This is a genomic window from Noviherbaspirillum sp. FW303-A3 (assembly GCF_058788695.1).
The window spans coordinates 5018363-5044075 of sequence record NZ_JBYTAZ010000001.1 but is presented as its reverse complement, the minus strand read 5'-3'; the positions used below and the strand labels follow the sequence as shown (position 1 = coordinate 5044075).

Annotated in this window: 23 protein-coding genes; 7 read left to right on the top strand and 16 right to left on the bottom strand. The window is 60.4% G+C overall.

Going from position 1 to position 25713, the window contains the following annotated elements; translation table 11 throughout:
* The first annotated feature begins 4 nt into the window (after positions 1-4).
* The 3 genes from AC3WOY_RS24230 to AC3WOY_RS24220 all read left to right on the top strand — a co-directional run bounded on the left by AC3WOY_RS24230 (position 5) and on the right by AC3WOY_RS24220 (position 3219).
* A complete protein-coding gene (locus AC3WOY_RS24230; RefSeq protein WP_492428475.1) occupies positions 5-1174 on the top strand; it encodes a DUF444 family protein in 1170 nt (389 codons plus the stop codon).
* A 10-nt stretch (positions 1175-1184) separates the two neighbouring features.
* Positions 1185-2585, top strand: coding sequence for a SpoVR family protein (locus tag AC3WOY_RS24225; RefSeq protein ID WP_492428473.1), 1401 nt, complete (start codon positions 1185-1187; stop codon positions 2583-2585).
* A gap of 169 nt (positions 2586-2754) precedes the next feature.
* A complete protein-coding gene (locus AC3WOY_RS24220) occupies positions 2755-3219 on the top strand; it encodes an RrF2 family transcriptional regulator (RefSeq protein WP_492428471.1) in 465 nt (154 codons plus the stop codon).
* Between the two features lie 178 nt (positions 3220-3397).
* On the opposite strand, the gene AC3WOY_RS24215 is transcribed toward AC3WOY_RS24220, so the two are convergent.
* Positions 3398-3631, bottom strand: a complete 234-nt coding sequence (locus AC3WOY_RS24215; RefSeq protein ID WP_492428469.1) for a hypothetical protein — start codon at positions 3629-3631, stop codon at positions 3398-3400.
* A 59-nt stretch (positions 3632-3690) separates the two neighbouring features.
* Here AC3WOY_RS24215 and AC3WOY_RS24210 point away from each other — a divergent pair, with 59 nt between their 5' ends.
* Positions 3691-4482: a ferredoxin--NADP reductase gene (locus tag AC3WOY_RS24210; protein ID WP_492428467.1), complete on the top strand. Its 792-nt coding sequence runs from the start codon at positions 3691-3693 to the stop codon at positions 4480-4482.
* Between the two features lie 3 nt (positions 4483-4485).
* Here the strand turns inward: AC3WOY_RS24210 and AC3WOY_RS24205 are convergent, their stop codons facing one another.
* From AC3WOY_RS24205 to AC3WOY_RS24135, 15 genes are all read right to left on the bottom strand, one after another.
* Positions 4486-5901: a hybrid sensor histidine kinase/response regulator gene (locus AC3WOY_RS24205; RefSeq protein WP_492428465.1), complete on the bottom strand. Its 1416-nt coding sequence runs from the start codon at positions 5899-5901 to the stop codon at positions 4486-4488.
* A 93-nt stretch (positions 5902-5994) separates the two neighbouring features.
* Positions 5995-8187, bottom strand: a complete 2193-nt coding sequence (locus AC3WOY_RS24200; RefSeq protein WP_492428463.1) for an EAL domain-containing protein — start codon at positions 8185-8187, stop codon at positions 5995-5997.
* The gene (locus AC3WOY_RS24195) at positions 8187-8579 is read right to left on the bottom strand and encodes a response regulator (RefSeq protein WP_492428462.1); all 393 of its coding nucleotides are present in this window, start codon (positions 8577-8579) and stop codon (positions 8187-8189) included. The genes AC3WOY_RS24200 and AC3WOY_RS24195 overlap by 1 nt, the downstream gene beginning before the upstream one ends.
* 224 nt (positions 8580-8803) lie before the next feature.
* Positions 8804-10882: a 3-hydroxyacyl-CoA dehydrogenase NAD-binding domain-containing protein gene (locus AC3WOY_RS24190; RefSeq protein ID WP_492428461.1), complete on the bottom strand. Its 2079-nt coding sequence runs from the start codon at positions 10880-10882 to the stop codon at positions 8804-8806.
* A gap of 161 nt (positions 10883-11043) precedes the next feature.
* The gene (locus tag AC3WOY_RS24185; protein ID WP_492428460.1) at positions 11044-12255 is read right to left on the bottom strand and encodes an ABC transporter substrate-binding protein; all 1212 of its coding nucleotides are present in this window, start codon (positions 12253-12255) and stop codon (positions 11044-11046) included.
* 108 nt (positions 12256-12363) lie between these two features.
* Positions 12364-12960 carry a gamma carbonic anhydrase family protein gene (locus AC3WOY_RS24180; RefSeq protein ID WP_492428459.1) on the bottom strand — a complete coding sequence of 199 codons (597 nt, stop codon included), beginning with the start codon at positions 12958-12960 and terminating at the stop codon, positions 12364-12366.
* Positions 12960-13658, bottom strand: coding sequence for an ABC transporter ATP-binding protein (locus AC3WOY_RS24175; protein ID WP_492428458.1), 699 nt, complete (start codon positions 13656-13658; stop codon positions 12960-12962). The genes AC3WOY_RS24180 and AC3WOY_RS24175 overlap by 1 nt, the downstream gene beginning before the upstream one ends.
* Positions 13659-14423: an ABC transporter ATP-binding protein gene (locus AC3WOY_RS24170; RefSeq protein WP_492428457.1), complete on the bottom strand. Its 765-nt coding sequence runs from the start codon at positions 14421-14423 to the stop codon at positions 13659-13661.
* Positions 14420-15706, bottom strand: a complete 1287-nt coding sequence (locus AC3WOY_RS24165; protein WP_492428456.1) for a branched-chain amino acid ABC transporter permease — start codon at positions 15704-15706, stop codon at positions 14420-14422. Before AC3WOY_RS24165 ends, AC3WOY_RS24170 begins: the two co-directional genes overlap by 4 nt.
* A 19-nt stretch (positions 15707-15725) precedes the next feature.
* On the bottom strand, positions 15726-16673 hold the full coding sequence (locus AC3WOY_RS24160) for a branched-chain amino acid ABC transporter permease (RefSeq protein WP_492428455.1): 948 nt from the start codon (positions 16671-16673) through the stop codon (positions 15726-15728).
* A gap of 113 nt (positions 16674-16786) precedes the next feature.
* The gene (locus AC3WOY_RS24155; protein ID WP_492428453.1) at positions 16787-18031 is read right to left on the bottom strand and encodes a branched-chain amino acid ABC transporter substrate-binding protein; all 1245 of its coding nucleotides are present in this window, start codon (positions 18029-18031) and stop codon (positions 16787-16789) included.
* Between the two features lie 305 nt (positions 18032-18336).
* A complete protein-coding gene (locus AC3WOY_RS24150) occupies positions 18337-19584 on the bottom strand; it encodes a branched-chain amino acid ABC transporter substrate-binding protein (protein ID WP_492428451.1) in 1248 nt (415 codons plus the stop codon).
* Positions 19585-19662: 78 nt separating this feature from the next.
* Positions 19663-21315, bottom strand: coding sequence for a 3-(methylthio)propionyl-CoA ligase (locus AC3WOY_RS24145; RefSeq protein ID WP_492428449.1), 1653 nt, complete (start codon positions 21313-21315; stop codon positions 19663-19665).
* Positions 21316-21439: 124 nt separating this feature from the next.
* Positions 21440-22015 carry an HD domain-containing protein gene (locus tag AC3WOY_RS24140; RefSeq protein WP_492428447.1) on the bottom strand — a complete coding sequence of 192 codons (576 nt, stop codon included), beginning with the start codon at positions 22013-22015 and terminating at the stop codon, positions 21440-21442.
* A 118-nt stretch (positions 22016-22133) separates the two neighbouring features.
* The gene (locus AC3WOY_RS24135) at positions 22134-22910 is read right to left on the bottom strand and encodes a class II aldolase/adducin family protein (RefSeq protein WP_492428445.1); all 777 of its coding nucleotides are present in this window, start codon (positions 22908-22910) and stop codon (positions 22134-22136) included.
* Between the two features lie 116 nt (positions 22911-23026).
* Between AC3WOY_RS24135 and AC3WOY_RS24130 the strand changes: the two genes are divergently transcribed.
* The 3 genes from AC3WOY_RS24130 to msrB are packed head-to-tail and all read left to right on the top strand — an operon-like array spanning position 23027 to position 25712.
* Positions 23027-23812, top strand: coding sequence for a Crp/Fnr family transcriptional regulator (locus tag AC3WOY_RS24130; RefSeq protein ID WP_492428443.1), 786 nt, complete (start codon positions 23027-23029; stop codon positions 23810-23812).
* Positions 23809-25323 (top strand): protein adenylyltransferase SelO, encoded by a 1515-nt coding sequence (locus AC3WOY_RS24125; RefSeq protein WP_492428441.1) that lies wholly within the window; start codon positions 23809-23811, stop codon positions 25321-25323. The genes AC3WOY_RS24130 and AC3WOY_RS24125 overlap by 4 nt, the downstream gene beginning before the upstream one ends.
* Positions 25320-25712, top strand: a complete 393-nt coding sequence (msrB, locus tag AC3WOY_RS24120) for a peptide-methionine (R)-S-oxide reductase MsrB (protein ID WP_492428439.1) — start codon at positions 25320-25322, stop codon at positions 25710-25712. The genes AC3WOY_RS24125 and msrB overlap by 4 nt, the downstream gene beginning before the upstream one ends.
* Position 25713: the final 1 nt, after the last annotated feature.

Genomic DNA, 25713 nt, shown 5'->3' with positions numbered 1-25713 from the left:
CTCTATGACAGACCACCACATCACGATTTCTGCTGAGACACCTTGGTACGACCTGTTCTCCAGGGGCTCGCGCGACTGGCTGCGCCACAACCAGAAAGTCCGCGAGGCAGTACAGCAGAACCTGCCCAACCTGGTAGCCGGGCCGGATGTCATGACCGGTGCGGAAGACCGCACCGTGCAAGTGCCGGTCCGCCTGCTGGAGCACGCGCGTTTCCGTCTGTCCGATTCCAACCAGAGCTACAGCAGTGCGGGACAGGGCAAGGGCAAGCCCGGCGATATACTGCGCCAGGCGCAACCCGACATGGGCGGCGACGAGGGCGAAGGCGGCAACAACGATGGTGAAGTGAAACTGCTGCTGGAATTCAAGGTTGACGACATCATCGACTGGCTGTGGGAAGAATTGCAGCTGCCCGACCTGCAACCCAAGCGCAATACCGCCGTCACCGACGACGAATATGTGCGCGAAGGCTGGGACAAGCACGGTGCCCGTGCCCGCCTCGACCGCCGCCGCACAGTGAAGGAAGCGGTGAAGCGGCGTGCCACGCAGGAAAGGACGCAGGAAAATCCTGTTCCCTTCACCAACGAAGACTTGCGCTTCAAGCAACTGGTGCAGCGGCGCAAGCCGGCGACGAACGCGGTGGTCATCTTCGCGCTCGACGTGTCGGCGAGCATGACCGATGCCGAACGCAAGCTGGCCAAGAGCTTCTTCTTCTTCGTGCTGCAGGGCATCCGCCGTCGCTACGGCAAGGTGGAAACACGTTTCATTGCGCACACCACGCAGGCCTGGGAGTTTTCCGAAAGCGAATTCTTCAACGTCAGCGGCACGGGCGGTACCGGCGCATCGACCGCATTCAAGCTGGCGCTCGAACTGGTCGAAACCGAGTACGACCCGTCGCAGTACAACGGCTACCTGTTCTACGCGTCCGACGGCGAGAACTTCACCGAAGACCGCGCGGCGGCAACCGAGTACCTGACGAAACTCGGCAAGCTGCTCAACTACATCGGCTATGTCGAAACCGTGCCCGGCTCTCCGCGCACTTCGGAAACGGAAATGAAAATGCTGTGCACCGAAGTCGAACGCAGCGGTGCACCACTCGGCAGCAGCATCCTGACCAAGCACGAGGACGTGTGGAAAGCCATCCGCAAGTTCTTCGTGCAGCAGCAGGAGGAATAGGGAGCCACGCATGTGCAATTCCACCCACACTCCTGAAGCGATCGAACAGCTGAAGGAGTATTCGACACGCATCGAGAAGCTGGCGCGCGACCTCGGCCTGGATTACTACCCGGTCGATTTCGAACTGGTGCCGAACAATTTCATGATGGAAATCGCCGTCTATGGCCTGCCGGTGCGCATGCACCACTGGTCCTTCGGCGTGCGCTACATCCATCAGCTCATCCGCCAGGGCATGGGTCATTCGCGTATCTTTGAAGTGATGTTCCCCGGCGATCCTTGCCGCGCCTATCTGGTCAACGGCAACACGCTGCCTGAGAATGCCTTGGTCACGGCACACGTGCTGGGCCACGCCGACTTCGCGAAGAACAACCACCTGTTCGCGCACTTCATGGAAATGGCCGGCGGCCACATCCTCGAACAGGCGGCCGACCGCGCGCACCGTATAGAAACAGCGATCCAGGAACACGGGCAGGAGCGCGTGGAAGCGGTACTCGATGCCGCGCTGGCACTTGAGCCGCACATCGACATCAACCGCGAGATTCACCGCCAGCCCTATCCCACGCACGCGCCGAAACACGAGCCGGAACCTGCGCTCGACGAGTTCCAAAAACGCTTCCGCACCTTGCCCGGCGAGCGTATGTTTGCCGAGGTCCATGCGCAGAGCAAGCGCCCCGCCATCCCGCCGCAGCCGGAGTACGACCTGCTCTGGTTCATCGCGCACTATGCGCCCGAGATGGAAGACTGGGAACGCGACATCTTCCTCGCCGTTCGTGAAGAGTCGTATTACTTCTACCCGGTGTTCGCCTGCCAGATCATGAACGAAGGCTGGGCATCCTACTGGCATGCACGCCTGCTGCGCGAGGCGGATTTCCTGCCGCAGGACCTGTACCTGTCGGCGATCAAGGCCCACTCCGACGTGGTCCGTCCCTACGCCGCCGAGCGCCAGCTCGCACTGGCCGTCAATCCCTACCACCTGGGTTTCTCGATGTGGGAAGACATCATCGAAAAGCACGGACTGGAAAAGGCACGCCAGATCGTCAAGGAAGAAGACGACTTCGGCTTTATCCGCAACTACCTGACCAGGGACATGATCGAGAAGCTGGAACTGTTCGTGTACGAGGCGCGGGATGATGGGGATATCCGGATTTCGGCCAACGAAGTCCATGCGGTGCATGAAGCCATCCTCGCGCCGAAATTCAACTACGGCGCACCGCGCATCGCGGCCAACCACCTGCATGTGGACGGCAGCCTGCAACTGGTGCACGACCACCAGAGCGACGGTCGCGGCGTCGACCTTGCCCGTGCCGAACGCGTGCTGGAATACATCGGCCGGGTCTGGCGCCGCCCTGTCACGTTGCATACGGTCGGCGACCGGGGCGAAGCCCGCGTCGTCACCAGCAAACGCCTGTAAATCGGCTTTTCCAACAGCCCGCGTTGTCATTCCGACCACGCGGGCTGTTGCATTTCCGCAGAAAAAGAGCAAAACGGCAAGGCCAGGAGAATAAGATCGACTTCAGATCAATCTTATTTCCCGGACGGGGCTATAATCAGCATGTATTCCGCCAAAGACTGATCGAGCCATGCGCCTGACCGACTACACAGACTATTCCCTCCGTACCCTGATGTACCTGGGAACGCACCGCGATAACCTTGTCACCATCCAGGATATCGCCGATGCCTATGGCATCTCCAAGAGTCATCTCATGAAGGTGGTGCACCAGCTCGGACTGTCGGGACTGGTCGAAACCATCCGCGGCCGCAGCGGCGGCCTGCGCCTCGGGAAGGAGCCGGAAGAGATCAACATCGGCGACGTCGTGCGCGGCACGGAACCCGACTTCATGATGGTGGAATGCTTCAGCCGCGAGACGAACGAATGCATACTCTCGCCCTCTTGCGAACTGCAGGATGTGCTTCGCCGCGCAACCAAGGCCTACCTGGAAGTGTTGAGCGGCGTGACGCTGGCAGACCTGCTGCGCAACAGCGGCAGCCTGCGCAGGCTGGCCCGCGTGCAAGTCCATCCGCGTGAAAAATCCAAGGCGGCCTGATTCACGCTATACAGTTCGCATCGAATCGTCGCCGGTTCGTTGCACAACTTGCGCAACAGCTCCTTCGAGATCGGCGCCTCGACGTCGGTGATTACATAGCCGATCAGTCCGCCCGCCTGCAAATGCTGCGCCACGATGTTCAGCCCCGCCTCGGCGAAATCCGCATTCATCCTCGCGATCACGCCAGGCTCGTTACGGTGCGCATGCAGCACGCAGCTTGCACCGCCGCCGCATTCAGGTCCACCTGATTGGTGCCGATGCAGAAGCAGCCGATGGCTTTCAATCGCGGAAGTGCCTGCAGCGCATCCGTCTTCAAGGCCGTCGGGATCGGCACGATCCTGGAAAAGCCTTCTGCATTCAGGTGTGCCACCGCGCTCGCATGAATTTTCTCCAGCAGGACAATTCTGGTCATCGCCCACCTGGATTAAGATTCATTTACAATAGATATTAGAACGTGCAGAAAGGAATGACATGCTCACGGACCCGAAAATCGCCGAAAAGGCGACCGTGGAGAAAGTACTCCGCCTGCAATGGTGGACCGACAAGCTCCTCACCTTTACGACCACGCGGCCGCCGGGATATTCCTTCGCCGCCGGCCAGTATGCGCGGCTGGGCTTGCGCGACGCCAACGGCCTGGTCTGGCGCGCTTACTCGATGGTGTCCTCCCCCGCCCAGGAGTTTCTCGAGTTCTACGGCGTCCTGGTTCCCAACGGACTCTTTACGACGCAGATGAAAGCATTGAAGGAAGGCGACGGCATTCTTGTTGAAAAGCAGTGCTTCGGCTTCATGACGCCAGACCGCTTCACGGATGGCGAGGACCTCTGGATGATCGCGACAGGCACGGGCGTCGGTCCGTTCATTTCCATGCTGCGCGATCCGTATGTATGGGAAAAGTTTCGCAACCTCATCCTCGTGCATGGCGTGCGGCATGCGGACGAGTTCTCCTACCGGGATGAACTTGCGAGTTACTGCCGCAACGCGCCTTTCGGCACGAGTTCCCGCCTGCAGCTCGTACGTTCAGTGACGCGCGGCCAAGCGTCGCCTCCCGATCCACTGACGCTGAACGGCCGGGTGACAACCCTGTTCGAAAACGGTGCGCTGGAAGAGGCGACAGGACTTCCGATGACGGAGGCCGGCTCCCGATTCATGATGTGCGGCAATCCGGAGATGATCGAAGACATGCGCAAGCTTTTGCACGGACGCGGCATGCGGCCGGTGCGGCGCACCCTCCCGGGTCATTTCGTGACGGAGAACTACTGGTAGGTATCAGGCGGCGGCCGACTGTGCTTCCCGGTACGGCAGCCAGACCATGAATTCGGAACCCTGGCTTAGCTCGCTGCGCACGGTCATGACCCCGCCGTGCAATTCGACCAGCTGCTTGACCAGCGCCAGGCCAAGGCCGCTTCCTTCGTACTTGCGCGCAAGGCCGCTGTCGAGCTGCACGAAGGGCTTGAACAAACGCCCCAGGTCGGATTCGCTGATCCCTATCCCGGTATCGATGACGCACAGGGTCAGGAAGTGCTGGATCGATGGGTCAGGCCCCTCCTCGCCGACAAGCCGATGCGATTTCAGCGCACCGGCTTCCTGGCTGCACATGCGCAGCGTGATTGCCCCGCCCGGCTGCGTGAACTTGACGGCATTGGACAGGAGGTTATAGACGATCTGGCGGGTCTTGCGCCGGTCGACCAGCACCGTGCCCACCGTCTCCATCTCCAGGCGCAGGCGGATCTGCCCGGCGATCGCCTTGTCCTTGAACACGGTGAGCGTGCTCTGCATCAAATCCTGCATGTCGGTCGGTTCGAGCTCGAGTTCCATCTTGCCGGCCTCGATCTTGGACAGGTCGAGGATGTCATTGATCAGCAGGAGCAGGTGCTTGCCGCTGTCGTAGATATCCCCGGCCGCGTCCTGCTGCGCCGGCGCGAGCTGCCCCAGCAACCCGTCGCGCAGGGCTTCCGAAAATCCGATGATGGCGTTGAGCGGCGTGCGCAGTTCATGCGACATGTTGGCGAGGAACTCCGACTTCATCCGGTTTGCCTGTGCCAGTTCCGCGTTATTGCGGGCGATCTCGCGGTTGGTCGATTCCAGCTGGGCCGCGTGGTGCTCGAGCCGCACATTGAGCTCGTTGACCTGCCGCTCGCGGACCTGCAACTCCTCATTGACGAGCACCGCCTGCTCATACGTGGAAACCAGCAGGTCAAGGATCTGCTGCCGCTCCGCATTGACGATATGCTTCTCGCCGTTGAGATAGATTGCCGTGCCGCCCGGCTCGCCGTCTTTCCGGAGTTGGTAATTCATGAGCACATGTTCGATGCGCACAAGCAGATAGTCCTCGGCGTAGGGCTTGCGCACGAAATTGTCGGCGCCGCACTCGAGGCCGCGCACGATATCTTTCGGATCGATGAGCGAAGTCACCAGGATCACCGGCACGGAGCGGGTATCAGGGTCCGACTTGATCGCATGGCACAGGGCGTATCCGTCCATCTCCGGCATGATGATGTCCGACAGCACGAGGTCGGGGCGACGGCGCCGGATGAACTCCAGGGCGAGCATGCCGTTGCCCGCCAGCTGGACCCGGTAACCTTTTCCTTCCAGCAGAAGACGTAACTTCGCAGCCTGGGTCGGGCTGTCCTCGACAACCAGGATCTCGATGATTCCCTGCGACTTCTGACTTTCTGGTTGCACCTGTGCGCTCCTGTTATCCCTGCGGCATTCAATCCCCTATTGGAGCCGTTGCACCCGGTTCCATTCCATGATCAGGATCAACTTGGCGCAAAATCATTCCTGCCGGGTTTCATAACGCCGGTAGGCTTCACGCATGCATGCCTGTAATTGTTCAGGCGCGACCGGCCTCGTCAGGACCCGGAAAACTTCGCCGCGATTGACCGCATCGACCACGGTTTCGACATTCGCATTGCCAGTGAGAAGAATGCGCACCGAATCCGGATACATATGGCGTACGCGATGCAGGAACGCCCCGCCTCCAGCGTCCAATCCGGAAACCACTACCCCAAGCTGGTTGGCGGCCAGCAGCGAGAATGCTTCCGCGGCACTCGATGCCGCCAGGACGCGCCAGCCGTCGCGCTCCAGGGCATGCCGCAATTCCTCTAGCGCCATGCCATCCTCGCCGACCACAAGGACACCCCGGTTTGCGACCGCTGCCGCATCCGCCGACTGCAGCCGGCGCCCTTCCGACAGCATGTGCGCGATCTCGGCGGCGGGAACCGCCCTGCTGAACAGGAAACCCTGCATTTCATCGCAAGGCTGTTTGCGCAGGTATTCGAACTGCTCCGTGGTCTCGACGCCCTCGGCAATCGTCTCCAGCCCGAGGTTGCGCGCCATGGCGAGAATGCTGCGGACCAGTGCCGCGCTGCCCGCATGGGCCACCATGTCGCGGATGAAGGATTGGTCGATCTTGATCCGGTCCACCGGATAGCGGCGCAGGTAGCTGAGCGACGAATAGCCCGTGCCGAAATCGTCCAGCGACAGGCTCACGCCCAACTGCTTGAGTTGATGCATGGCCTGGATGGTTTGTTCGACGTTTTCCAGGATCAGGCTCTCGGTCAGCTCGAGCTCGAGGAATTCCGGCGCCAGCCCCGCATCGTCCAATGCGCCGCGCACGATCGATACCAGTTCGGCCAGCCGGAACTGCAACGCGGACAGGTTGACGCCCATGCGCAGCGGCGGCAAGCCCATGAGCTGCCATTCCTTCGCCTGGCGGCAGGCCTGCCGCAGCGCCCATCCGCCGACGGCTGGCATCAGGCCGCACTCCTCGATCAAGGGAACGAAATGGCCGGGGCCGAGCAGCCCCCGCTGGGGATGCTGCCATTGGAGCAGGGCTTCGACGCCCACTATCCAGCCGGTGCGCAGGCTGAGCTGAGGCTGGTAGTAAAGCTGGAATTCGCCGCGCTCCAGCGCCCTGTGCAGCTCCGCCTCGGTACGGGCACGCTGCTCCAGTCCCCTGTCGAGGGCGGCGTTGTAAACGCGGAACCCGCCCTCGGCGCCGTTATGGTCGGCCGCCGCCCTCGCTCGCCGCAGCAGGTGCCCGATTTCCGCCTCGTGCCTGGGATAGGCCGCGGCGCCAACGCTGGCGCCGAGAAAAACTTCGCGCTCACCGAGATGAACCGGCTCTTCCAGTGCGGCGAGCATTCGCCGGGCAATCGCTTCGACTTCCCCGGTGTCTCCCTGCCCGGGGAGGACCAGCACAAACTCATCCTGCCCGATCTGTGCCAGCAAGCCGTCGCCGCGCAAGGCCTCCAGCCGCTGCGCAAGCTGGCCCAATACATCGTCCATCGCCAGCCTGCCAAACAGGTGCCATGCGCGATCCAGCCGCAACAGGCGGATATCGAGCAGCGTCAGGGCGACGGCTTTCTTTGCCAGCGCCGAAAGCCGTTCGTCCAGCAAGGCGCGGTTCGGCAGGCCTGTCTGCGCGTCGTAGAAAGCCATGTAATACAGCTTGGATTCCGCAGCAAGGCGGCGCTGCTCGCCAAGCATGTGTTCGAGTGAAAACGAGATGTCCTGGCCGACTTCATGCAACAACGAAACCGTCGCTTCGTCCAGCAAGTCGGCGCGCGATGCATAAAGCATGAACACGCCGGCGACACGGCCATTTTCATGCAGGGGCAAGGCAACGACAGCGGCAATGCCGAGCTGCGTCCAGGCATCGCCGGAAAGATCCTTGCAGACGCACGCGCGGCCGCTTTCGCGCGCAGAATCGGCAATCGTTTGTACCATCTCAAAAGCGCCGTCCCCCGCACTCTCGCCGGCGTGCGCCAGCATGCGCAACTCGTTGCCGAGAGGATCGGCAAGTCCTACCCATGCAAAGCTGAACAGTCCGCACTCGACGGCAATACGGCAGGCATCGCGGTAAAGCATGTCCGGGGAGTCGGCACGGACTGCGGCGCGCACAATCCCGCTCAGCATCGACAACACACGATGGGTATGTCCGGGGATGGGTCCTGGCTTGTTCATCAGCCGCCAGGACCCGCCTTGAGAAGCCGCGCGACATGCTGGGAAAGCTCCCAGCGGTCCACGGGTTTGTGAATGACCTCATTCGCTCCTGCCGACATGACGCGACGGCGTGACGCGATATCGTCGAGCGATGAAACGACGATCAGCGGAATGTGGCAGAGAGAGGCATCCCCTTTCAGCGCGCGCGCCACGTCAAAACCGTCCATGCCCGGCATCATCATGTCGAGGAGGACCAGGTCGGGGCGTTCGCGCGCCGCAATGGCTACTGCCTCACGTCCGTCACCGACGGAGATCGTGCGATAGCCTTCGGCCTGCATGAAGACTTCGAGCAATTTTCGGTTCCGCTCCTCATCGTCGACAATCAGGATGGTGGCGGTGACGGATGCTTGCATGCGGCGCCTTGTTCTGTTTATTGGAGAAAACATGCCTTTGGACAACCAAGGTCGGCGTTATTGCGTCTTTTATCCAAACTCGTTGCAAGAATGGCTCGCCAAGGACATGGAGCTATCTTAGCAAGATACGGAAATTGCTTCACGCCTCGATTCGTTACAAATTGGAACGAAAAACAAAAAAGCCCGGAGGCATGCCCCCGGGCTTTCGATGCTGCGACAGCGACTTAGTTGAAGGATTTTCCTTCCGCAGCCAGCTTCGCCAGCAGCGGCGCCGGTTTCCAGGCATTGCCGTGGCGGCCCTTCGCATACTTCTCCATTGCCATCACGACATTCTGCAGCCCGACGGTGTCCGCGTAGAACATCGGGCCGCCGCGGAATACAGGGAAGCCGTAGCCGGTCAAGTACACCATGTCAACGTCCGACGCGCGCTGGGCGATGCCTTCTTCCAGGATATACGCTGCTTCATTCACCAGCGCATACACCAGGCGTTCGACGATTTCCTGATCGCTGATCTTGCGGCGTTCGATACCGAGGTCAGCCGAGTGCTTGACGATCATGTCGTTGACGACCTGCGAAGGATACGGCTTGCGGTCGCCCGGCTTGTAGTCGTACCAGCCGGCGGAAGTCTTCTGGCCGAAGCGGCCCATTTCGCACAGCAGGTCGGCGGTCTTCGAATAGGTGACTTCCGGCTTCTCGATGTAGCGGCGCTTGCGGATATACCAGCCGATGTCGTTGCCGGCCAGGTCGCCCATGCGGAACGGGCCCATGGCGAAGCCGAACTTCTCGATCGCCTTGTCGACCTGCTCCGGCAGCGCGCCTTCCTCCAGCAGGAAGCCGGCCTGGCGGCTGTACTGCTCGATCATGCGGTTGCCGATGAAGCCGTCGCAGACGCCGGAGACGACACCGGTCTTCTTGATCTTCTTGGACAGCGCCATCGACGTGGCCAGCACGTCCTTGCCGGTCTTCTCGCCGCGCACGATTTCGAGCAGCTTCATCACGTTGGCCGGGCTGAAGAAGTGCAGGCCGATCACGTCCTGCGGACGCTTGGTGAAGCTGGCGATCTTGTTGACGTCGAGCGTCGACGTGTTGGAGGCGAGGATTGCGCCCGGCTTCATCACTTCATCCAGCTTCTTGAACACCTGCTCCTTGACGCCGATATCTTCGAACACGGCTTCAACCACGATATCTGCCTGGCCGATCTCTTCATACGACAAGGTGCCGGTGATCAGGCCCACGCGCTGCTCGAACTTCTCGGGCGTCAGCTTGCCCTTCTTCATCGTGTTTTCGTAATTCTTGCGGATGGTGGCCAGGCCTTTGTCCAGCGCTTCCGGCTTCATCTCGAGGATTTTGACCGGGATGCCGGCATTGGCGAAGTTCATCGCAATGCCGCCGCCCATGGTGCCCGCGCCGATGACGGCCGCGCTCTTGATCTGGCGGGTCGGGGTGTCTTCCGGCACATCGGGAATCTTGCTGGCGGCGCGCTCGCCGAAGAACGCATGGCGCAGTGCCTTCGATTCGGTGGTCTGCACCAGCTCCACGAACAGGTCGCGCTCGAACTTGATGCCGTCGTCGAACTTCTTGGTCACTGCCGCAGCCACTGCCTCGACGCATTTGAGCGGCGCCGGGAACGGACCAGCCATTGCCTTGACCGTGTTGCGGGAGAACTGCAGGAAGCCTTCATGGTTCGGGTAATCGATCTTGATGTCGCGCACCTTCGGCAGCGGACGCACATCGGCGACCTTGTTGGCGAAAGCGACGGCCGCTTCCATCAGGTCGCCTTCGACCAGCTGGTTGAACAGCGCGGTCTTGGCCAGCTTCTCGGACGGTACCGGCGTACCGGAGACGATCATGTTCAGTGCCAGTTCCAGGCCGACGACGCGCGGCAGGCGCTGCGTGCCACCTGCACCCGGCAGGATGCCCAGCTTCACTTCCGGCAGCGCGATCTGCGCGCCCGGGGACACGACACGGTAATGGCAGCCGAGCGCCAGTTCCAGTCCGCCGCCCATGCAGACGGTATGGATCGCGGCGACGACCGGCTTGGTGGAATTTTCGATGACGTTGATGACCGTATGCAGGGTCGGCTCGGCCATGGCTTTGGGCGAGTTGAACTCCTTGATGTCCGCACCACCCGAGAATGCCTTGCCGGCACCGGTGATCACGACTGCCTTCACGGCGTCGTCATTCTGGGCCTGCTTCATGCCTTCCACAATCGCACTGCGGGTCGAATGGCCGAGGCCGTTGACCGGAGGATTGTTGAGCGTGATGACGGCGACGGAGCCGTTGACCTTGTATTCGGCAGTCATATCTCTTCCTTTTAAATTAGATGTCTGATGGGAGCTTGAAGCGGGTCTTGTTTGTTTTGTAGCGCTTAACTATACCCCAAAATAGAACGATCGTATTATTTTCAAAGAAAAAAATCCGGCGACCCTTTTGCCGGCCGCCGGATTGGCCTGGTTGCAACGTCCTATTGTGCTTTCAGACGTAGCAGCGCCCCGCGCTTCTGATCGTCCGCATTGGCATAATCGACGCGCCCGTTGGTCACCATGCCCATGATCAGCATGTTCTGGGTAATGGCGTCGTGGTCCTCTTTCGAGAACGGCTTGTGATAGCTGGTGATGACGCCCTGGTAGCGGCTCTTTAGGGTTTCCAGCGCTTCCTTGATCTTCGTCCCGTCCGTAGAATTGGCCTGACGCAAGGCCAGGTACAACAAGTGCATGCCGTCATACCCCTGGGCCGCGCTCATCGGTGAAGGAATGCGATCCGTCTTGAACGTGCGCTTGTAGGCGAGCAGGAAACTGTTCTTGCTGCTGGAGCCCAGGTCTTGGATGAAGGTCTGGGGCATCAGCGCCCCTTCACCCGCCCTGCCCGCGCCATCGATGAAATTGCGCATGGAAAAGGTCCAGCTTCCGAGCATCGGCACCTTCCATCCGAGGGCGTCCTTGTTGCGCGCAATTACGGCGAGTTCCGGGCCGATACCCCACACCACCAGTGCCTGTGCACCGCTCGCCTTCGCATTCTTTACCTGCGAGGTCATGTCCTGGTCGCCGATCTTGAAACGCTCCTCGCCGGACACTTCCAGGCCCGCGCCCCGCGCCTGCTCCTGGAATGCTTTCAGACCCGCATCGCCATATGCTGTTGTGTCAGCAAAAATGGCCACTTTCTGCGTCCCCTTGCGCTTGAGTTCAGCCACCACCACCTTCGCCTCGAGATCGAGTGTCGGCGAAATGCGGAAGATGTAGTTTTCGGGCGCAGCGGGCGGCGCGTATTTGCGTGTGAGCGAAGTCCCGGTGGACACGGCGACCAGCAGCGGGATCTTTGCTTTCTGATAGACGTCAATCGATGCGAGGCCGACGCCGGTATTGACGATGCCGACCGTCGCGACGACTTTCATGCGCGTCAGTTCATCGGCAATCTTCGCCCCAAGCTCATTGTTGGCCTGGTCATCGCGCTCGACCAGCTCGATCTTGCGGCCGTTCAATCCGCCGATGTTGTTGATCTCTTCGACAGCGATGCGAATGCCGTTGCGCATGCTTTCGCCCATCGGGCTGGAGCCGCCGGTAAACGGCCCGGAGACACCGATGCGAATCGGCGTTGTGTCGTCCGCCTGTGCGAGAGCGAAGGCGGGAATCAGGGAAATGGCACCAAGAAGCAGCGCACGGCGGCCATGCATGAACATCAATTTCTCCTCTTAGACAACAAGCATAGAAATACACAAACTGCTCAAGTGTAACTACGCTTACCCTTGGGCAACAAGCGCATGTTGCTGTGGAGATACTGAAATAAATTACAGCGCGGCGTCGCCGCCCTCACCTGCAAGCAGGATCGTCAGGCGTTGCATTTCCGCCATCATTTCGACAGGGAAGGAAGATTCGTCCCAGGCTCGGAAATGTCCGGAGGCGTAGGCGAGCGCATTCTTGTAATACGCATAGGCATTGAGCCGGTTGCGCACGAAATTGTTCTGCGTGCGCGTCACCTTGCCCGGCGCGCCGACCACGATGGAATTCGGCGGCACGATGGTGCCTTCCTTCAGGTAGGTGTGGCCGCCGACGATACTGTTCTCGCCGATCACGCAGCCATCCATGATCGTGGCATTGATGCCGATGAGGCAATTGTCGCCGATGGTACAGCCGTGGATGGTGCAATGGTGGGTGATGGAGCAATGGCTGCCGATGATGGTGTCGGTGCGGTCACCGATGTGCAGCATCACCAAATCCTGGATGTTGGTGTACGCGCCGATCACGATCTGCCTGTGCTCGGCGCGTGCCACGACATTGGCCCAGATCGACGCATGTTCCTCGACCGTCACCTTGCCATACAGGTAAGCGGTCTCGTGCACATACGCCGGATTGCGAAGGACAACGTCCGGGCCGATGAATCCCATCACACCTCCAGCCATTCCTTGCGGATATTGGCGTTGGCGCGCAGGTCCGACGGCGAGCCTTCGAACACGATGGAGCCATGGCCCATCACGTACACCCGCTGCGAAATTTCCAGCGCAATCGCCAGCTTCTGCTCCACCAGCAGCACCGAGATGCCGCGGTTCTTCAGCTCCTTCAGGTACTCCGCCACCAGGTCCACGATCTTCGGCGCCAGGCCTTCGGTCGGCTCGTCGATCATGATCAGGTCCGGGTCGCCCATCAGCGTGCGGCACAGCGTCAGCATCTGCTGCTCGCCGCCCGACAGCACGCCTGCCGGCGTATGCTGGCGTTCTTTCAGGCGCGGGAACATCTTGTACATGTCGTCGATAGACCAGCGCGACTTCTTGCCCTTCTTTTCGCCGAGGATCAGGTTCTGCTCCACCGTCAGCGTCGGGAAGACGTCGCGGTTTTCCGGCACATAACCCAAGCCCTTGTGCGCGATCTCGAAGGCCTTCAGGCCAGTGATTTCCTCACCCTTGAACTTGATCGAGCCTTCCACATCCACATGACCCATGGTGGCCTTGACCGTGGTCGAGCGCCCCACCCCGTTGCGGCCCAGCAGGCTGACGATCTCGCCTTCGCCCACTACCATGTCCACCCCGTGCAGCACATGGCTCTTGCCGTAGAAGGCGTGCAGGTTCTTGATTTCCAGTAGTGCCATTTATGCCGCCTCCACGGGAGCATGACCTCCCAGATATGCTTCCTGCACCTTCGCGTTGTTCCGGATGTTCTGCGGGGTATCGCACGCAATCACCTCGCCATACACCACCACCGCGATCTTGTCGGCCAGGCCGAACACCACGCTCATGTCGTGCTCCACCATCAGCAGCGTCTTGCCGACGGTGACCTTGCGGATCAGTTCGACCGCTGCGTCCGACTCGGAACGGCTCATGCCCGCCGTCGGTTCATCCAGCAGGATGACGTCGGCGCCACCGGCGATGGTGATGCCGATCTCCAGCGCACGCTGCTCCGCATAGGTCAGCAGGCCGGCCAGTGTGTCGCGGCGGCGGCGCAGGCCGATCTGTTCCAGCACCTGTTCGGCGCGCTCGTGCGCATCCTTCAGGCCGTTCAGGCGATGCCAGAAGGAATACTTGTACCCGAGCGACCACAGCACCGCACAGCGCAGGTTTTCGTACACCGACAGCCGATGGAAGATGTTGGTGATCTGGAAGCTGCGCGACAGGCCGCGGCGGTTGATCTCGAAAGGCTTCAGGCCGAGGATGCTCTCGCCATTGAGGCGAATGTCGCCTGCGGACACCGGGAAGCGGCCCGAGATCAGGTTGAACAGCGTCGACTTGCCGGCGCCGTTGGGACCGATGATCGCAAAGCGTTCGCCCTTGGGCACAGCCAGGTTTGCGCCGCGGATGATTTCGGACTTGCCGAAGCTCTTGCGGACGTCTTTCAGTTCGAGGGACAGGTTGCTCATGCTTCTGCCCTCCGGATCAGGTCTTCGATTTCGGTATTCACTTCGCCCCACGCGTGTTTGAAAGACTTCCTTGCATGCCAGAAGCCGTAGATGCCAATGGCCAGTAGTGTTGCCGCAACGAACCAGCCCGACGGTGCAGCGGTATCGACCATGAAGCCGAACAGCTTCATCTCGGTGCCGTTGGCCGATTCGAGCGTCAGGTGGTACAGCATCTCGATGACCATCACGAGGCCGAACAGGCAGACCGCCGCCATCGCCGTAACGGCCCACAAGTGGGGCCAGACGCGGCCGAACCTGCCGTACTTCGCCACTCGCAGGTTCAGCATGATCAGGCTGGCGATGCCGCCCGGCGCATACATGACCATGACGATGAAAAACACGCCGAGATACAGCTGCCATGCCTTGGTGAAATCCGACAGCATCACCGACAGGAACACGCCGATGATGGCGCCGATCATCGGGCCGAAGAAGAAGCCCACGCCGCCGATGAATGTGAACAGCAGGACGCCGCCCGAACGGATCGCGCTGACGTTTTCCGCCGTCACGATCTCGAAGTTGATCGCCGACAGACCGCCCGAAATGCCGGCGAAGAAGCCGGACAGGATCAGCGTCAGGTAGCGCGCCCACTGCGTGTCGTAGCCAATGAACTCGACACGTTCCGGGTTGTCGCGCACCGCATTGATGATGCGGCCCAGCGGTGTCTGCGTGAAGGCAAACATACCGATGGTGCTGATGAACAGCCAGAAGGCGATCAGGTAATACACCTGGATCTGCGGACCATATGTGATGCCGAGGAATTTCTCGCCGTACACGCGATTGGTCGAGATGCCGCCCTCGCCGCCGAAGAATTCCGGGAACATCAGCGAGCAGGCGAACACCAGCTCGACAATCCCCAGCGTAATCATCGCAAAGGTCGTGCCCGACTTCTTGGTCGTCACATAGCCGAACAGGATGCCGAAGAACATGCCGGCCAAACCGCCCACCAGCGGGATCATCGTTACCGGCATCCACATCTTGCCGGCCGTGGCCAGGTTCATCGCATGGATGGCAAAGAATGCACCCAGGCCCGAATACACCGCATGGCCGAAGGACAGCATCCCGCCCTGCCCCAGCAGCATGTTGTAGGACAGGCCGAAGATCATCACGGTGCCGATCTGCGACAGCAGCGAGATCGAGGATCCCGAGCTGAACACCATCGGCGCGAAGATCAGGATCAGGGCGAACATGCCCCAGACGATCCAGCGCCCCAGATTGGCGGGCTTGTAGGTCATGGAATTGGTCATTGTGATTGCATTCATCGGATCAGCCCTCGCGAGTACCCATCAGACCGCGCGGCCTGAAGATCAGGATCAGCACCAGCAGCAGATAAGGCATGATGGGTGCGACTTGGGAAATGGTCAGTTTCAGGACCGGATAGCCGAAGGTTTCCGGCGTGATGCTGGCCCCGAAGCCGGTGAACAGGGTCATGATCGAATGGTCCAGCGCAACCGCATAGGTCTGCAGGATGCCGATCAGGAGCGACGCCAGCAAGGCGCCGGTCAATGAGCCCATGCCGCCGACCACGACCACCACGAAGATGATGCTGCCGACGGTAGCCGCCATGCCCGGTTCGGTGACGAAGGCATTGCCGCCGATCACGCCCGCCAGGCCGGCCAGTGCGCAACCGCCGCCGAACACCAGCATGAACACGCGCGGCACGTTGTGGCCTAGCGATTCCACCATCTCGGGATGGGTCAGCGCCGCCTGGATCACGAGGCCGATGCGGGTCTTGGTCAGCACCAGGAAGATCGACACCAGCATCAGCACCGCGATCAGCATCATGAAGCCGCGATACATCGGGAAGGTGGTGGTGAACAACGTGAACAGCGGACCGTCCAGTTCCGGCGGAATCGGATACGGCACCGCGGCGCGGCCCCAGACCAGCTGCACCATTTCCACCAGCACGTAGGACAGGCCGAAGGTGAACAGCAGTTCCGGAATGTGGCCGTACTTGTGCACGGAACGCAGTCCGTAGCGTTCCACGACGGCACCGATGACGCCTACCAGCAGCGGCGCGACGATCAGCGCCGGCCAGAAGCCGATCTTGATGCTGATCGAATACGCGAAGTAGGCGCCGAGCATGTAGAAGCTCGCATGCGCAAAGTTGAGCACACCCATCATCGAAAAGATGAGCGTCAGCCCGGAGGAAAGCATGAACAGCAGGAGCCCGTAGCTCAAACCGTTAAGCAAAGTGATTAAAGTAAACTCCACGAGGCACCCCTATGACTTACTACCTAGAATTAAATTCTTGTACGACCGTACTATTTTTTGCCCAAACAAATGCAGCGTGACGGTTGGGCCGTCACGCTGCCCTGCAAAAACAATCAGGACGGACGCTTCATCTGGCACGACGTCGGCTGTGCGCCTACGTGCGTGTCGAACTTGACGTCGGTCTTCCAGCCGTAGCCGGTGTTTTCCTGGTCGAACTTCACATCCTTGCCGTTGACCTTGGTCCAGGTGGCAATGTAAAGCGGCTGCTGCAGTTGGTGATCCTGCTTCCGCATTTCGACCTCGCCATTCAGGCTGGTCATCTTCATGCCCTCCATCGCGAAAGCCACCTTTACCGGATCGGTTGACTTGGCTTGCTTGATGGCCTGGCCCAGCATATTCAGGCTGGTATAAGTCGCCAGCACATAGTAGTCGTCGTTGAATTTCTTCTTGTAGCCCTCGACGATCTCCTTGCCGGTAAACTTCTCGTTGTTCACATTCCAGTAGCCGGCATACTTCACCCGTTCCGCACCGGCTGCGCCCATTGCAGTAGGCACGCCGGTAGTCGACGCGTAATAGGTATAGAAGTTGGCTTCGAGGTTTGCATCCTTTGCCGCCTTGATCAGCAGCGCCAGGTCGGCGCCCCAGTTACCGGTGATGATGGTGTCGGCACCCGAGGCCTTCATCTTCGCGACGTAGGGCGAGAAGTCCTTCACTTGTCCGATCGGATGCAGGTCGTCGCCGACGATCTGGATATCCGGACGCTTGCGCTTCAGGTACTCCTTCGCGGCGCGCGTCACCTGGTGGCCGAACGCATAGTTCTGGCCGATGATGTAGACCTTCTTGATGTTCTGGTTTTTCTCGATGAAGGACGTCATCGCCTCCATCTTCTGGTCGGAGTTCGCATCGAAGCGGAAGTGCCAGAAGCTGCACTTGCTGTTGGTGAGATCCGGGTCGACCGCGGCGTAATTGATGAACACCACTTCCTTGCCGGGATTGCGCTCGTTGTGCTTGTTGACTGCATCGAGCAGCGCCGCCGCTGCGCCCGATCCGTTGCCCTGAATGATATAGCGGTAGCCCTGGTCGATGACCGTCTTCAGGACGGAAAGCGACTCCTGCGGGCTGGCCTTGTTGTCGAAGCCGGTGATCTCGAACTTGTGCTCGCCTGCCCACTTCTCGTTGTTCGCCTTTTCGGCGATGTATTGGAAGCTCTTGAGGATGCCCTGACCCACCGGCGCGAACGGACCGGACAAGGGATCGATGAATGCCATCTTCACCGTCTCCGCGCTTGCCGAAACAGGCAATGCAAAGGCGGCGGCCAAGGAAAGCGGAATGATCAGTTTCTTGAATTGAGTAGCCATTGTCTCTTCCTTTATGAATGTTATGTGGTTTACAGCATATCGGTGGTTATACCCAGTGTAAAGCACTGATCTAGCTTGTATTGGCCATGGCTTTTCCCCTTTACGCGTGGTTCGTTTCTGTCGTCTTTCAGCCGCCAAGAGCACGCCGCCGCACCGGCCTCTACCGGGCCGTTCTGCAGGCACCGCGGCATGGACAGGGCTGCCCTGTCTGCCGCGTGTTCAGGTCTGTTGATTCTCTTTCGCTGCGCCGCAGCGAACTACGGCACGGACCGCTTCGGCCCGTGCCGCGACCATCGATCGATGGATTAGGAAGGACGTGCCGGACGCTTCATCTGGCACGAAGTCGGCTGGGTAGCCACATAGCTTTCGACCTTCTGGTCCATCAGCCAGCCATAGCCGGTGTTTTCCTGGTCGTACTTCACCTTCTTGCCATCGACCTTTGCCCAGGTGGAAATGTAGAGAGGCTGCTGCAGCTGGTGGTCGACGGCGCGCATTTCGACTTCGCCGTTGATCGCCTTGACCTTGGCGCCTTCCATCGCGAACGCCACCTTCACCGGATCGACCGAGTTGGTGTCTTTCGCAGCCTTTGCCACCATCTGCACCAGGGTGTAGATGTCCTGGACGTAGAAGTCGTCGTTGTACTTCTTCTTGAAGGCTTCGACGATTTCCTTGCCGGAGAAGGTTTCATTGTTCGGGATCCAGTAGGCGACCTGCTTCACCAGGCCTGCCGTGGAGCCGCCCATTGCGGTCGGAACACCCGAAGTACCAGCATAATAGGTGTAGAACTTGGCGGTCAGGCCCGCATCCTTCGCTGCCTTGACCAGCAGCGCGAGGTCGGCGCCCCAGTTGCCGGTGATCACCGCATCGGCGCCCGCTGCCTTGATCTTGGCGACGTAAGGAGCAAAGTCTTTCACCGTTGCAATCGGATGCAGGTCGTCACCGACGATCTGGACGTCCGGACGCTTGCGCTTCAGGTATTCCTTCGCGGCGCGGGTGACCTGGTGGCCGTGGGCGTAGTTCTGGCCGATGATGTAGACCTTCTTCAGATCCTGGTCCTTGGCCATGTAGGAGGTCAGCGCCTCCATCTTCATGTCGGAATTGGCGTCGAAGCGGAAGTGCCAGAAGCTGCACTTGCTGTTGGTCAGGTCCGGGTCGATTGCAGAGTAGTTGAGGAAGACGATTTCCTTGCCCGGATTGCGTTCGTTGTGCTTGTTGACGGCATCAACAAGCGCCAGCGCCACGCCGGAACCGTTGCCCTGGGCGATATAACGATAGCCCTGGTCGATCACGGTCTTGAGCTGGTTCAGCGATTCCTGCGGGCTGCCCTTGCCGTCAAATGCGTTGACTTCGACGGTATGATTGCCGGCCCACTTCTGCTGGTTGGCCATTTCCGTGAACATACGGAAGGTATTGAGCTGGTTCTGGCCGATGGGTGCAAATGCACCGGACATCGTTTCGATCATGGCGATCTTGATGGTATCGGCGTGAACCGCGGGTGCTGCGCATGCTGCTGCTACGGATAGTGCCAAAACGAGGGGGCGCATCTTCATCATCTGTCTCTTTTCCTTTGGTGGTTTATCTAGTTATAAAAACGATGGCTGATTGGCTTCTGTTCTTGTACATCAATTCGATTACGCAGTCGGCAGTTTGTACTCCTTGAATTGCTCTCGAATACGGTTCTTCAGGACCTTGCCGGTCGCACCGATCGGCAGCGCCTCGACAAAGACCACGTCGTCCGGCGTCCACCACTTGGCGATCTTGCCGTCGTAGAACTTGACCAGTTCTTCCTTCGACACTTCCGCGCCCGGCTTCTTCACGACGACCAGCAGCGGACGCTCATCCCATTTCGGATGGAACACGCCGATACACGCGGCCTGCTGTACTGCAGGATGTGCCATGGCGATGTTTTCCAGGTCGATGGAACCGATCCACTCGCCGCCGGACTTGATCACGTCCTTGCTGCGGTCGGTGATCTGCATGTAGCCGTCGGGGCTGATGGTGGCCACGTCGCCGGTCGGGAACCAGCCGTCCTGCAGCACGTCGCCGCCCTCGCCCTTGAAATAGCTGTTGATGATCCACGGCCCGCGCACCAGCAGGTTGCCGTAGGTCTTGCCATCCCATGGCAGTTCTTCGCCGTCATCGCCGACGATCTTCATGTCGACGCCGTAGATCGCGTGTCCCTGCTTTTCGAGGATGGCCTGCTTCTGATCTTCGGGCAGGTCCAGGTGATGGCTCTGCAGCGTGCAGGCGGTACCCAGCGGCGACATCTCGGTCATGCCCCAGGCGTGCACCACCTCGACGCCATACTTGTGGCGGAAGGTCTTCATCATCGCGGGCGGACAGGCCGAGCCGCCGATGACGGTGCGTTTGAAGGTGGAGAACTTCAGGTCATTCTGCGCGACATGATTGAGCAGGCCGAGCCACACAGTCGGCACGCCGGCCGAGAAGGTCACCTTCTCCTGTTCGAACAAATCGTAAACCGATTTGCCATCCAGCGCGGGTCCCGGGAAGACCATCTTTGCGCCTGTCAGCGGCACCGAATACGGCAGACCCCAGGCATTGACGTGGAACATCGGCACGACCGGGAGGACAGCATCGCGTGCAGACACGTTCAGCGCATCCGGCATGGTCGACGCATACGAATGCAGCACGGTCGAACGATGGGAATACAGCGCCCCCTTCGGATTGCCGGTGGTGCCCGAGGTGTAGCACAGGCTGGATGCGGAGTTCTCGTCGAACAGCGGCCACTCGTACTTGTCGGAGCTGTTCTCGATCAGGTCTTCGTAGCACATCAGGTTCGGGATCTTCGACCCGGCCGGCATGCGGTCCTTGTCGGCCATCAGGATGAAGCCCTTGACCGTCTTGCAGTGCGCGGCGAAGGCCTCGACCAGCGGCACGAAGGTCAGGTCGAAGAACAGGTACTGGTCCTCGGCATGATTGGCGATATAGGCGATCTGCTCCGGATGCAGGCGGGGATTGATGGTGTGCATGACAGCGCCGGAGCCGGAGATGGCGTAATACAGCTCCAGGTGACGGTAGCCGTTCCAGGCCAGGGTTGCCACGCGGTCGCCCAGCTTGACGCCGAGGCCGCCGAGCGCGTTGGCCATCTGCCGCGCGCGCTTGTGGCAATCCCGGTAGGTATAGCGATGGATGTCACCTTCCACACGCCGCGATACGATTTCGTTGCCGCCGAAATAACGATCCGCATGCTGGATGATGCTGGAAATGAGCAAAGGCTGACTCATCATCTGGCCCATGAGCGGGCTCTTCGGGTACTGCGACATCCTGCCTCCTGGATATTGTGGTTAGAGTAATGCCACTAATTTTAGATGTGATTTTTGAACGACCGTACGAAAATCGTCAATGAATTTCGATGGTGCACCGCACCAATGTCACCTGTGCGACGTTTCACTCGACAACCGCCTTGTAGATCGTATTTTTGGGACGCGCCATCACGCGGCGCAGCATCGGTTCGAAGAAATCGAGCGGGAGTGTCTCGTATTCCGGATCGAACGCGGGCGCATCGTATTTTTCGCAGAACTCCAGCGTCCGGTCGTACAGCGCCTGGCCGGCAAACTGGTCGCGCAGGTTGCGGTCCATGCCGAGATGGTGGAAGAAATAGTAGCCTTGGAAAATGCCGTGTTTTTCCACCATCGCATGGTTCTCCGGACTGACGAAGGGCTTCAGGATGGCCGCGGCGATATCCGGGTGGTTGTAGCTGCCGAGCGTGTCGCCGATGTCGTGGAGCAAGGCGCAAACGATGTATTCCTCATCCCGGCCATCGCGATAGGCACGGCTCGCGGTCTGCAGGCTGTGCGTGAGCCGGTCGACCGGGAAACCGCCGCAGTCGCCATCGAGCAGGCGAAGATGCGCCAGGACGCGCTCGGGCAAGGCTGAGGCATAAGGCTGGAATTCGCCGGCGATGATCTTCCAGTCCTCGGCGGTGCTCTCCTGCATGTCTTTGAAATTGGCGCGTGCGTTCATGTTTGCCTCCAGTGGGATGTGAAGTGCCCGCGGCCTGCGCCACGGGCAAGGACGAGAAATGGAAATCCGCCGGCGAGCGCATGCTGCCGGCGGACGGAAACGTGGAAAATGCGCCGCTTCAGGTCCGATAGGACGGATCGATACGGTCAAGACGGCGCAGCAGTGCCGGCCATGCCAGCATGCCGCCCTGCGACTTGGTCACTGCCTTTGCCTGCTGCTGCGCGCCGTCGATGATGGCTTGCGGAACACGGACGAGTTCGCCGCCTCCCGCCTGCGCGCGAACCTGGATCATGCAGGTCGCTTCGAAGATGTACATGTTGACGAAGGCGTCGGCAATCGTCTTGCCGAGGGTAAGCAGGCCATGGTTGCGCAGCATCAGGTAAGTCTTGTCGCCAAGGTCGGCCACCAGCCGCGGTTTTTCCTCCGCGTTCAGCGCCACGCCCTCGTAACCGTGGTAGGCCAGGCTGGACAGCACGAAGATCGATTGCTGCGAAATCGGCAGCACCCCCTCCTTCTGCGCCGACACCGCCACGCCGTTCACGCTGTGGGTGTGCAGTACGCACAGCGCGTCATGGCGCACGGCATGGATCGCAGAATGGATGGTGAAGCCGGCCGGATTGACCGGGAACGGCGACTCTTCGACCTTGTTGCCGTCGAGGTCGATCTTCACCAGCGAGGACGCGGTGATTTCATCGAACATCATCCCGTAGGGATTGATCAGGAAACGGTCTTCTTCGCCGGGCACGCGCGCGGTGATGTGGGTGAAGACAAGGTCGCTCCAGCCGAAATTGGCGACCAGGCGATAGCATGCCGCCAAATCGATGCGTGTCTGCCATTCTTCCGGAGAAACCCGGTCTTGCAACGATGGAATCGCCAGCTTTTCAGGGGCGTTCATATGGGGTCTCCTCTTCTCTGTCAAAATATGGGCGCCTGCCTTGTGCAGATCTGGTCTTGTCCCGCAAGTATCGGCATAACGCGCCGCACAAGACTGTCAACTTTTTAACATTCGACATGGTTATCCGCCGCGTGCATGACATCGATAAATGCGAATTGCTGCGCAAGTCGTGGCTCTCCGGCTTTCCGGAGGACGTGATTGCCGATGCAGCGGCATGCGGCAACCTGCGCGCAGTGGGGGACGGAACGCTGCTGCATGCACGGGGAGCGGAAGCCGACGGTTTCTTTACGATTGCAAGCGGCTCCGTCCGCTTTACCCGGACGACCGAGGACGGACACGCGACGACCATTGGCGTGCTCGACGCCCCAAGCTGGTTCGGAGAAATTTCGCTGTTCGACGGGCTGCCCCGCTCCCATGACGGGTACGCGGTCGGGCCGACCACCGTGCTGTTCCATGCGAAATCCGATTTCAAGCGGTTGCTCGACACCTACCCGGCCATCTACGAACGCTTCGCGAAGATGTTGTGCCTGCGCTTGCGTGCCACCTTCGATCTTGTCGAAGAAGCGGCAGTCGCGCCCCTGCCGCAACGCCTCGCGCGACGCCTGCTCGAACTGGCGCACCTGAAACCCTCCATGCTGGAAGCGCCGATGACCGCGCGCATGCGTGAAGTCCCGCTGACGCAGGAAGAACTCGGCCACCTGCTCGGCAAGTCGCGGCAGAGCATTTCAAAGTTGCTGCAGGGATGGGAGCAACACGGCTTGATCCAGACCAAATATGGCCGCATATCGATCAAGCAGCCCGACGCGTTGCGCAAGGTTGCCTTCCCGGATCAGACGGCGCAGCGTGGCCGAAGCCCATCAAACGCCGCAGGCCAGAATGCGCGGCGCAAGGAAACAACATGAACGCACCAGACTCCGGCTTCTTCCGCCATGTGACGGATACATTGCCGCTCGAAAACTCTTTCGCCAGACTGCCGGGGGACTTTTATACCCGCCTCCGCCCGACTCCGGTCCGCTCGCCATATCTCGTCGGCGCCAGCACGCGTGCAGCGGAACTGATCAACCTCGACCCGGCTGAATTTGCCCGTGACCGTTTTGTGGAAGCATTCGCCGGAAACAGCATCCTGCCCGGATCGATCCCGCTCGCGGCAGTGTATTCGGGCCACCAGTTCGGTGTCTGGGCAGGCCAGCTCGGCGACGGGCGCGCCATTCTCCTCGGCGACGTCCCTGCCGGCGCCCCGACAGCGGAAAACCCGACCGGCCGCATGGAGCTGCAGCTGAAAGGGTCGGGCCTGACGCCCTACTCCCGGATGGGTGACGGCCGTGCCGTGCTGCGCTCCTCGATCCGCGAATTCCTGTGCTCCGAAGCCATGGCCGCGCTCGGCATCCCGACATCGCGCGCGCTCTGCGTCGTCGGCACCGACATGATCGTCATGCGCGAGACGCCCGAGACCGGTGCGGTCGCCACCCGGATGGCGCCCACCTTCGTGCGCTTCGGTTCGTTCGAGCATTGGTTCTACAACGACCGCAAGGACGAGCTGAAGATACTCGCGGACTACGTTATCGACAATTTCTACCCGGCGCTCCGCGACGCTACCAACCCGTACCAGGCGCTGCTGGCCGAAGTCACGCGCCGCACCGCCGAACTGATCGCACAGTGGCAGGCAGTCGGCTTCATGCACGGCGTGATGAACACCGACAACATGTCCATCCTCGGCATCACCATTGATTACGGCCCGTTCGGCTTCATGGAGGCATTCGATGCGCGTCACATCTGCAACCACAGCGATCACCAGGGCCGCTACTCCTATCAGATGCAGCCGCGCATCGGGCAATGGAACTGCTTTGCGCTCGGCCAAGCCTTGCTGCCGCTGATCGGCGAAGTCGACGACGCACAGGCGGCGCTCGAAACCTACAAGCCGGCCTACGACGGAAAGTTCGAGCAACTGTTGCATGCCAAGCTCGGCCTCCAGACGACGCAGCCGGACGATGGCGTACTGACCGACGCCATGTTCACCCTGATGCAGGCCAATCATGTGGACTTCACGCTCTTCTTCCGCCGCCTCGGCGACCTGAAGATGGACGATCCGGGCTCCGGCGAGCCCTTGCGCGACCTGTTCATCGACCGGCCGGCATTCGACGCCTGGGCGGTACAGTACCGCCAGCGGCTGAAACAGGAAAACAGCCGGGACGCCGCGCGCCGCGCCGCGATGCATGCGGTGAATCCCAAGTTCGTGCTGCGTAATTACCTTGCGCAAGTCGCCATCGAAAAAGCGCAAAATAAGGACTTCTCGGAAGTTGCCAAACTGCTCAGCATTCTCGAACGTCCCTTCGACGAACAGCCGGAGCACGAGGCATACGCCAACCTGCCGCCCGACTGGGCGAGCCAACTGGAAGTGAGCTGCTCATCATGAACAAGGTAATGAAGACCGACGCCGAATGGCAGGCCCAACTCGATCCCATCGAATACCAGGTAACCCGGAACGCCGCGACCGAACGTGCTTTCACCGGACGCTACTGGGACCACCACGAGCACGGCATCTACACCTGTGTCTGCTGCGGCACGCCGCTGTTCGAATCCGACGCCAAGTTCGACTCGGGCTGCGGCTGGCCCAGCTACTTCAAACCGATTAATCCAGAGCATGTAACCGAGCGCGTGGACCGCAGTCATGGCATGATACGCACCGAAATCCTGTGCAATGTTTGCGATGCGCATCTCGGCCATGTTTTTCCGGATGGACCGCCGCCGACGGGATTGCGCTATTGCATCAATTCCGCTTCCCTGCGGTTTGACCCCAAGTAAC

Coding starts and splice junctions, on each gene's coding strand:
- AC3WOY_RS24230 (WP_492428475.1), top strand. CDS start 5: ATGACAGACCACCACATCACGATTTCTGCTGAGACACCTTGGTACGAC.
- AC3WOY_RS24225 (WP_492428473.1), top strand. CDS start 1,185: ATGTGCAATTCCACCCACACTCCTGAAGCGATCGAACAGCTGAAGGAG.
- AC3WOY_RS24220 (WP_492428471.1), top strand. CDS start 2,755: ATGCGCCTGACCGACTACACAGACTATTCCCTCCGTACCCTGATGTAC.
- AC3WOY_RS24215 (WP_492428469.1), bottom strand. CDS start 3,631: ATGACCAGAATTGTCCTGCTGGAGAAAATTCATGCGAGCGCGGTGGCA.
- AC3WOY_RS24210 (WP_492428467.1), top strand. CDS start 3,691: ATGCTCACGGACCCGAAAATCGCCGAAAAGGCGACCGTGGAGAAAGTA.
- AC3WOY_RS24200 (WP_492428463.1), bottom strand. CDS start 8,187: ATGAACAAGCCAGGACCCATCCCCGGACATACCCATCGTGTGTTGTCG.
- AC3WOY_RS24195 (WP_492428462.1), bottom strand. CDS start 8,579: ATGCAAGCATCCGTCACCGCCACCATCCTGATTGTCGACGATGAGGAG.
- AC3WOY_RS24190 (WP_492428461.1), bottom strand. CDS start 10,882: ATGACTGCCGAATACAAGGTCAACGGCTCCGTCGCCGTCATCACGCTC.
- AC3WOY_RS24185 (WP_492428460.1), bottom strand. CDS start 12,255: ATGTTCATGCATGGCCGCCGTGCGCTGCTTCTTGGTGCCATTTCCCTG.
- AC3WOY_RS24180 (WP_492428459.1), bottom strand. CDS start 12,960: ATGGGATTCATCGGCCCGGACGTTGTCCTTCGCAATCCGGCGTATGTG.
- AC3WOY_RS24175 (WP_492428458.1), bottom strand. CDS start 13,658: ATGGCACTACTGGAAATCAAGAACCTGCACGCCTTCTACGGCAAGAGC.
- AC3WOY_RS24170 (WP_492428457.1), bottom strand. CDS start 14,423: ATGAGCAACCTGTCCCTCGAACTGAAAGACGTCCGCAAGAGCTTCGGC.
- AC3WOY_RS24165 (WP_492428456.1), bottom strand. CDS start 15,706: ATGACCAATTCCATGACCTACAAGCCCGCCAATCTGGGGCGCTGGATC.
- AC3WOY_RS24155 (WP_492428453.1), bottom strand. CDS start 18,031: ATGGCTACTCAATTCAAGAAACTGATCATTCCGCTTTCCTTGGCCGCC.
- AC3WOY_RS24150 (WP_492428451.1), bottom strand. CDS start 19,584: ATGATGAAGATGCGCCCCCTCGTTTTGGCACTATCCGTAGCAGCAGCA.
- AC3WOY_RS24145 (WP_492428449.1), bottom strand. CDS start 21,315: ATGTCGCAGTACCCGAAGAGCCCGCTCATGGGCCAGATGATGAGTCAG.
- AC3WOY_RS24140 (WP_492428447.1), bottom strand. CDS start 22,015: ATGAACGCACGCGCCAATTTCAAAGACATGCAGGAGAGCACCGCCGAG.
- AC3WOY_RS24135 (WP_492428445.1), bottom strand. CDS start 22,910: ATGAACGCCCCTGAAAAGCTGGCGATTCCATCGTTGCAAGACCGGGTT.
- AC3WOY_RS24130 (WP_492428443.1), top strand. CDS start 23,027: ATGGTTATCCGCCGCGTGCATGACATCGATAAATGCGAATTGCTGCGC.
- AC3WOY_RS24125 (WP_492428441.1), top strand. CDS start 23,809: ATGAACGCACCAGACTCCGGCTTCTTCCGCCATGTGACGGATACATTG.
- msrB (WP_492428439.1), top strand. CDS start 25,320: ATGAACAAGGTAATGAAGACCGACGCCGAATGGCAGGCCCAACTCGAT.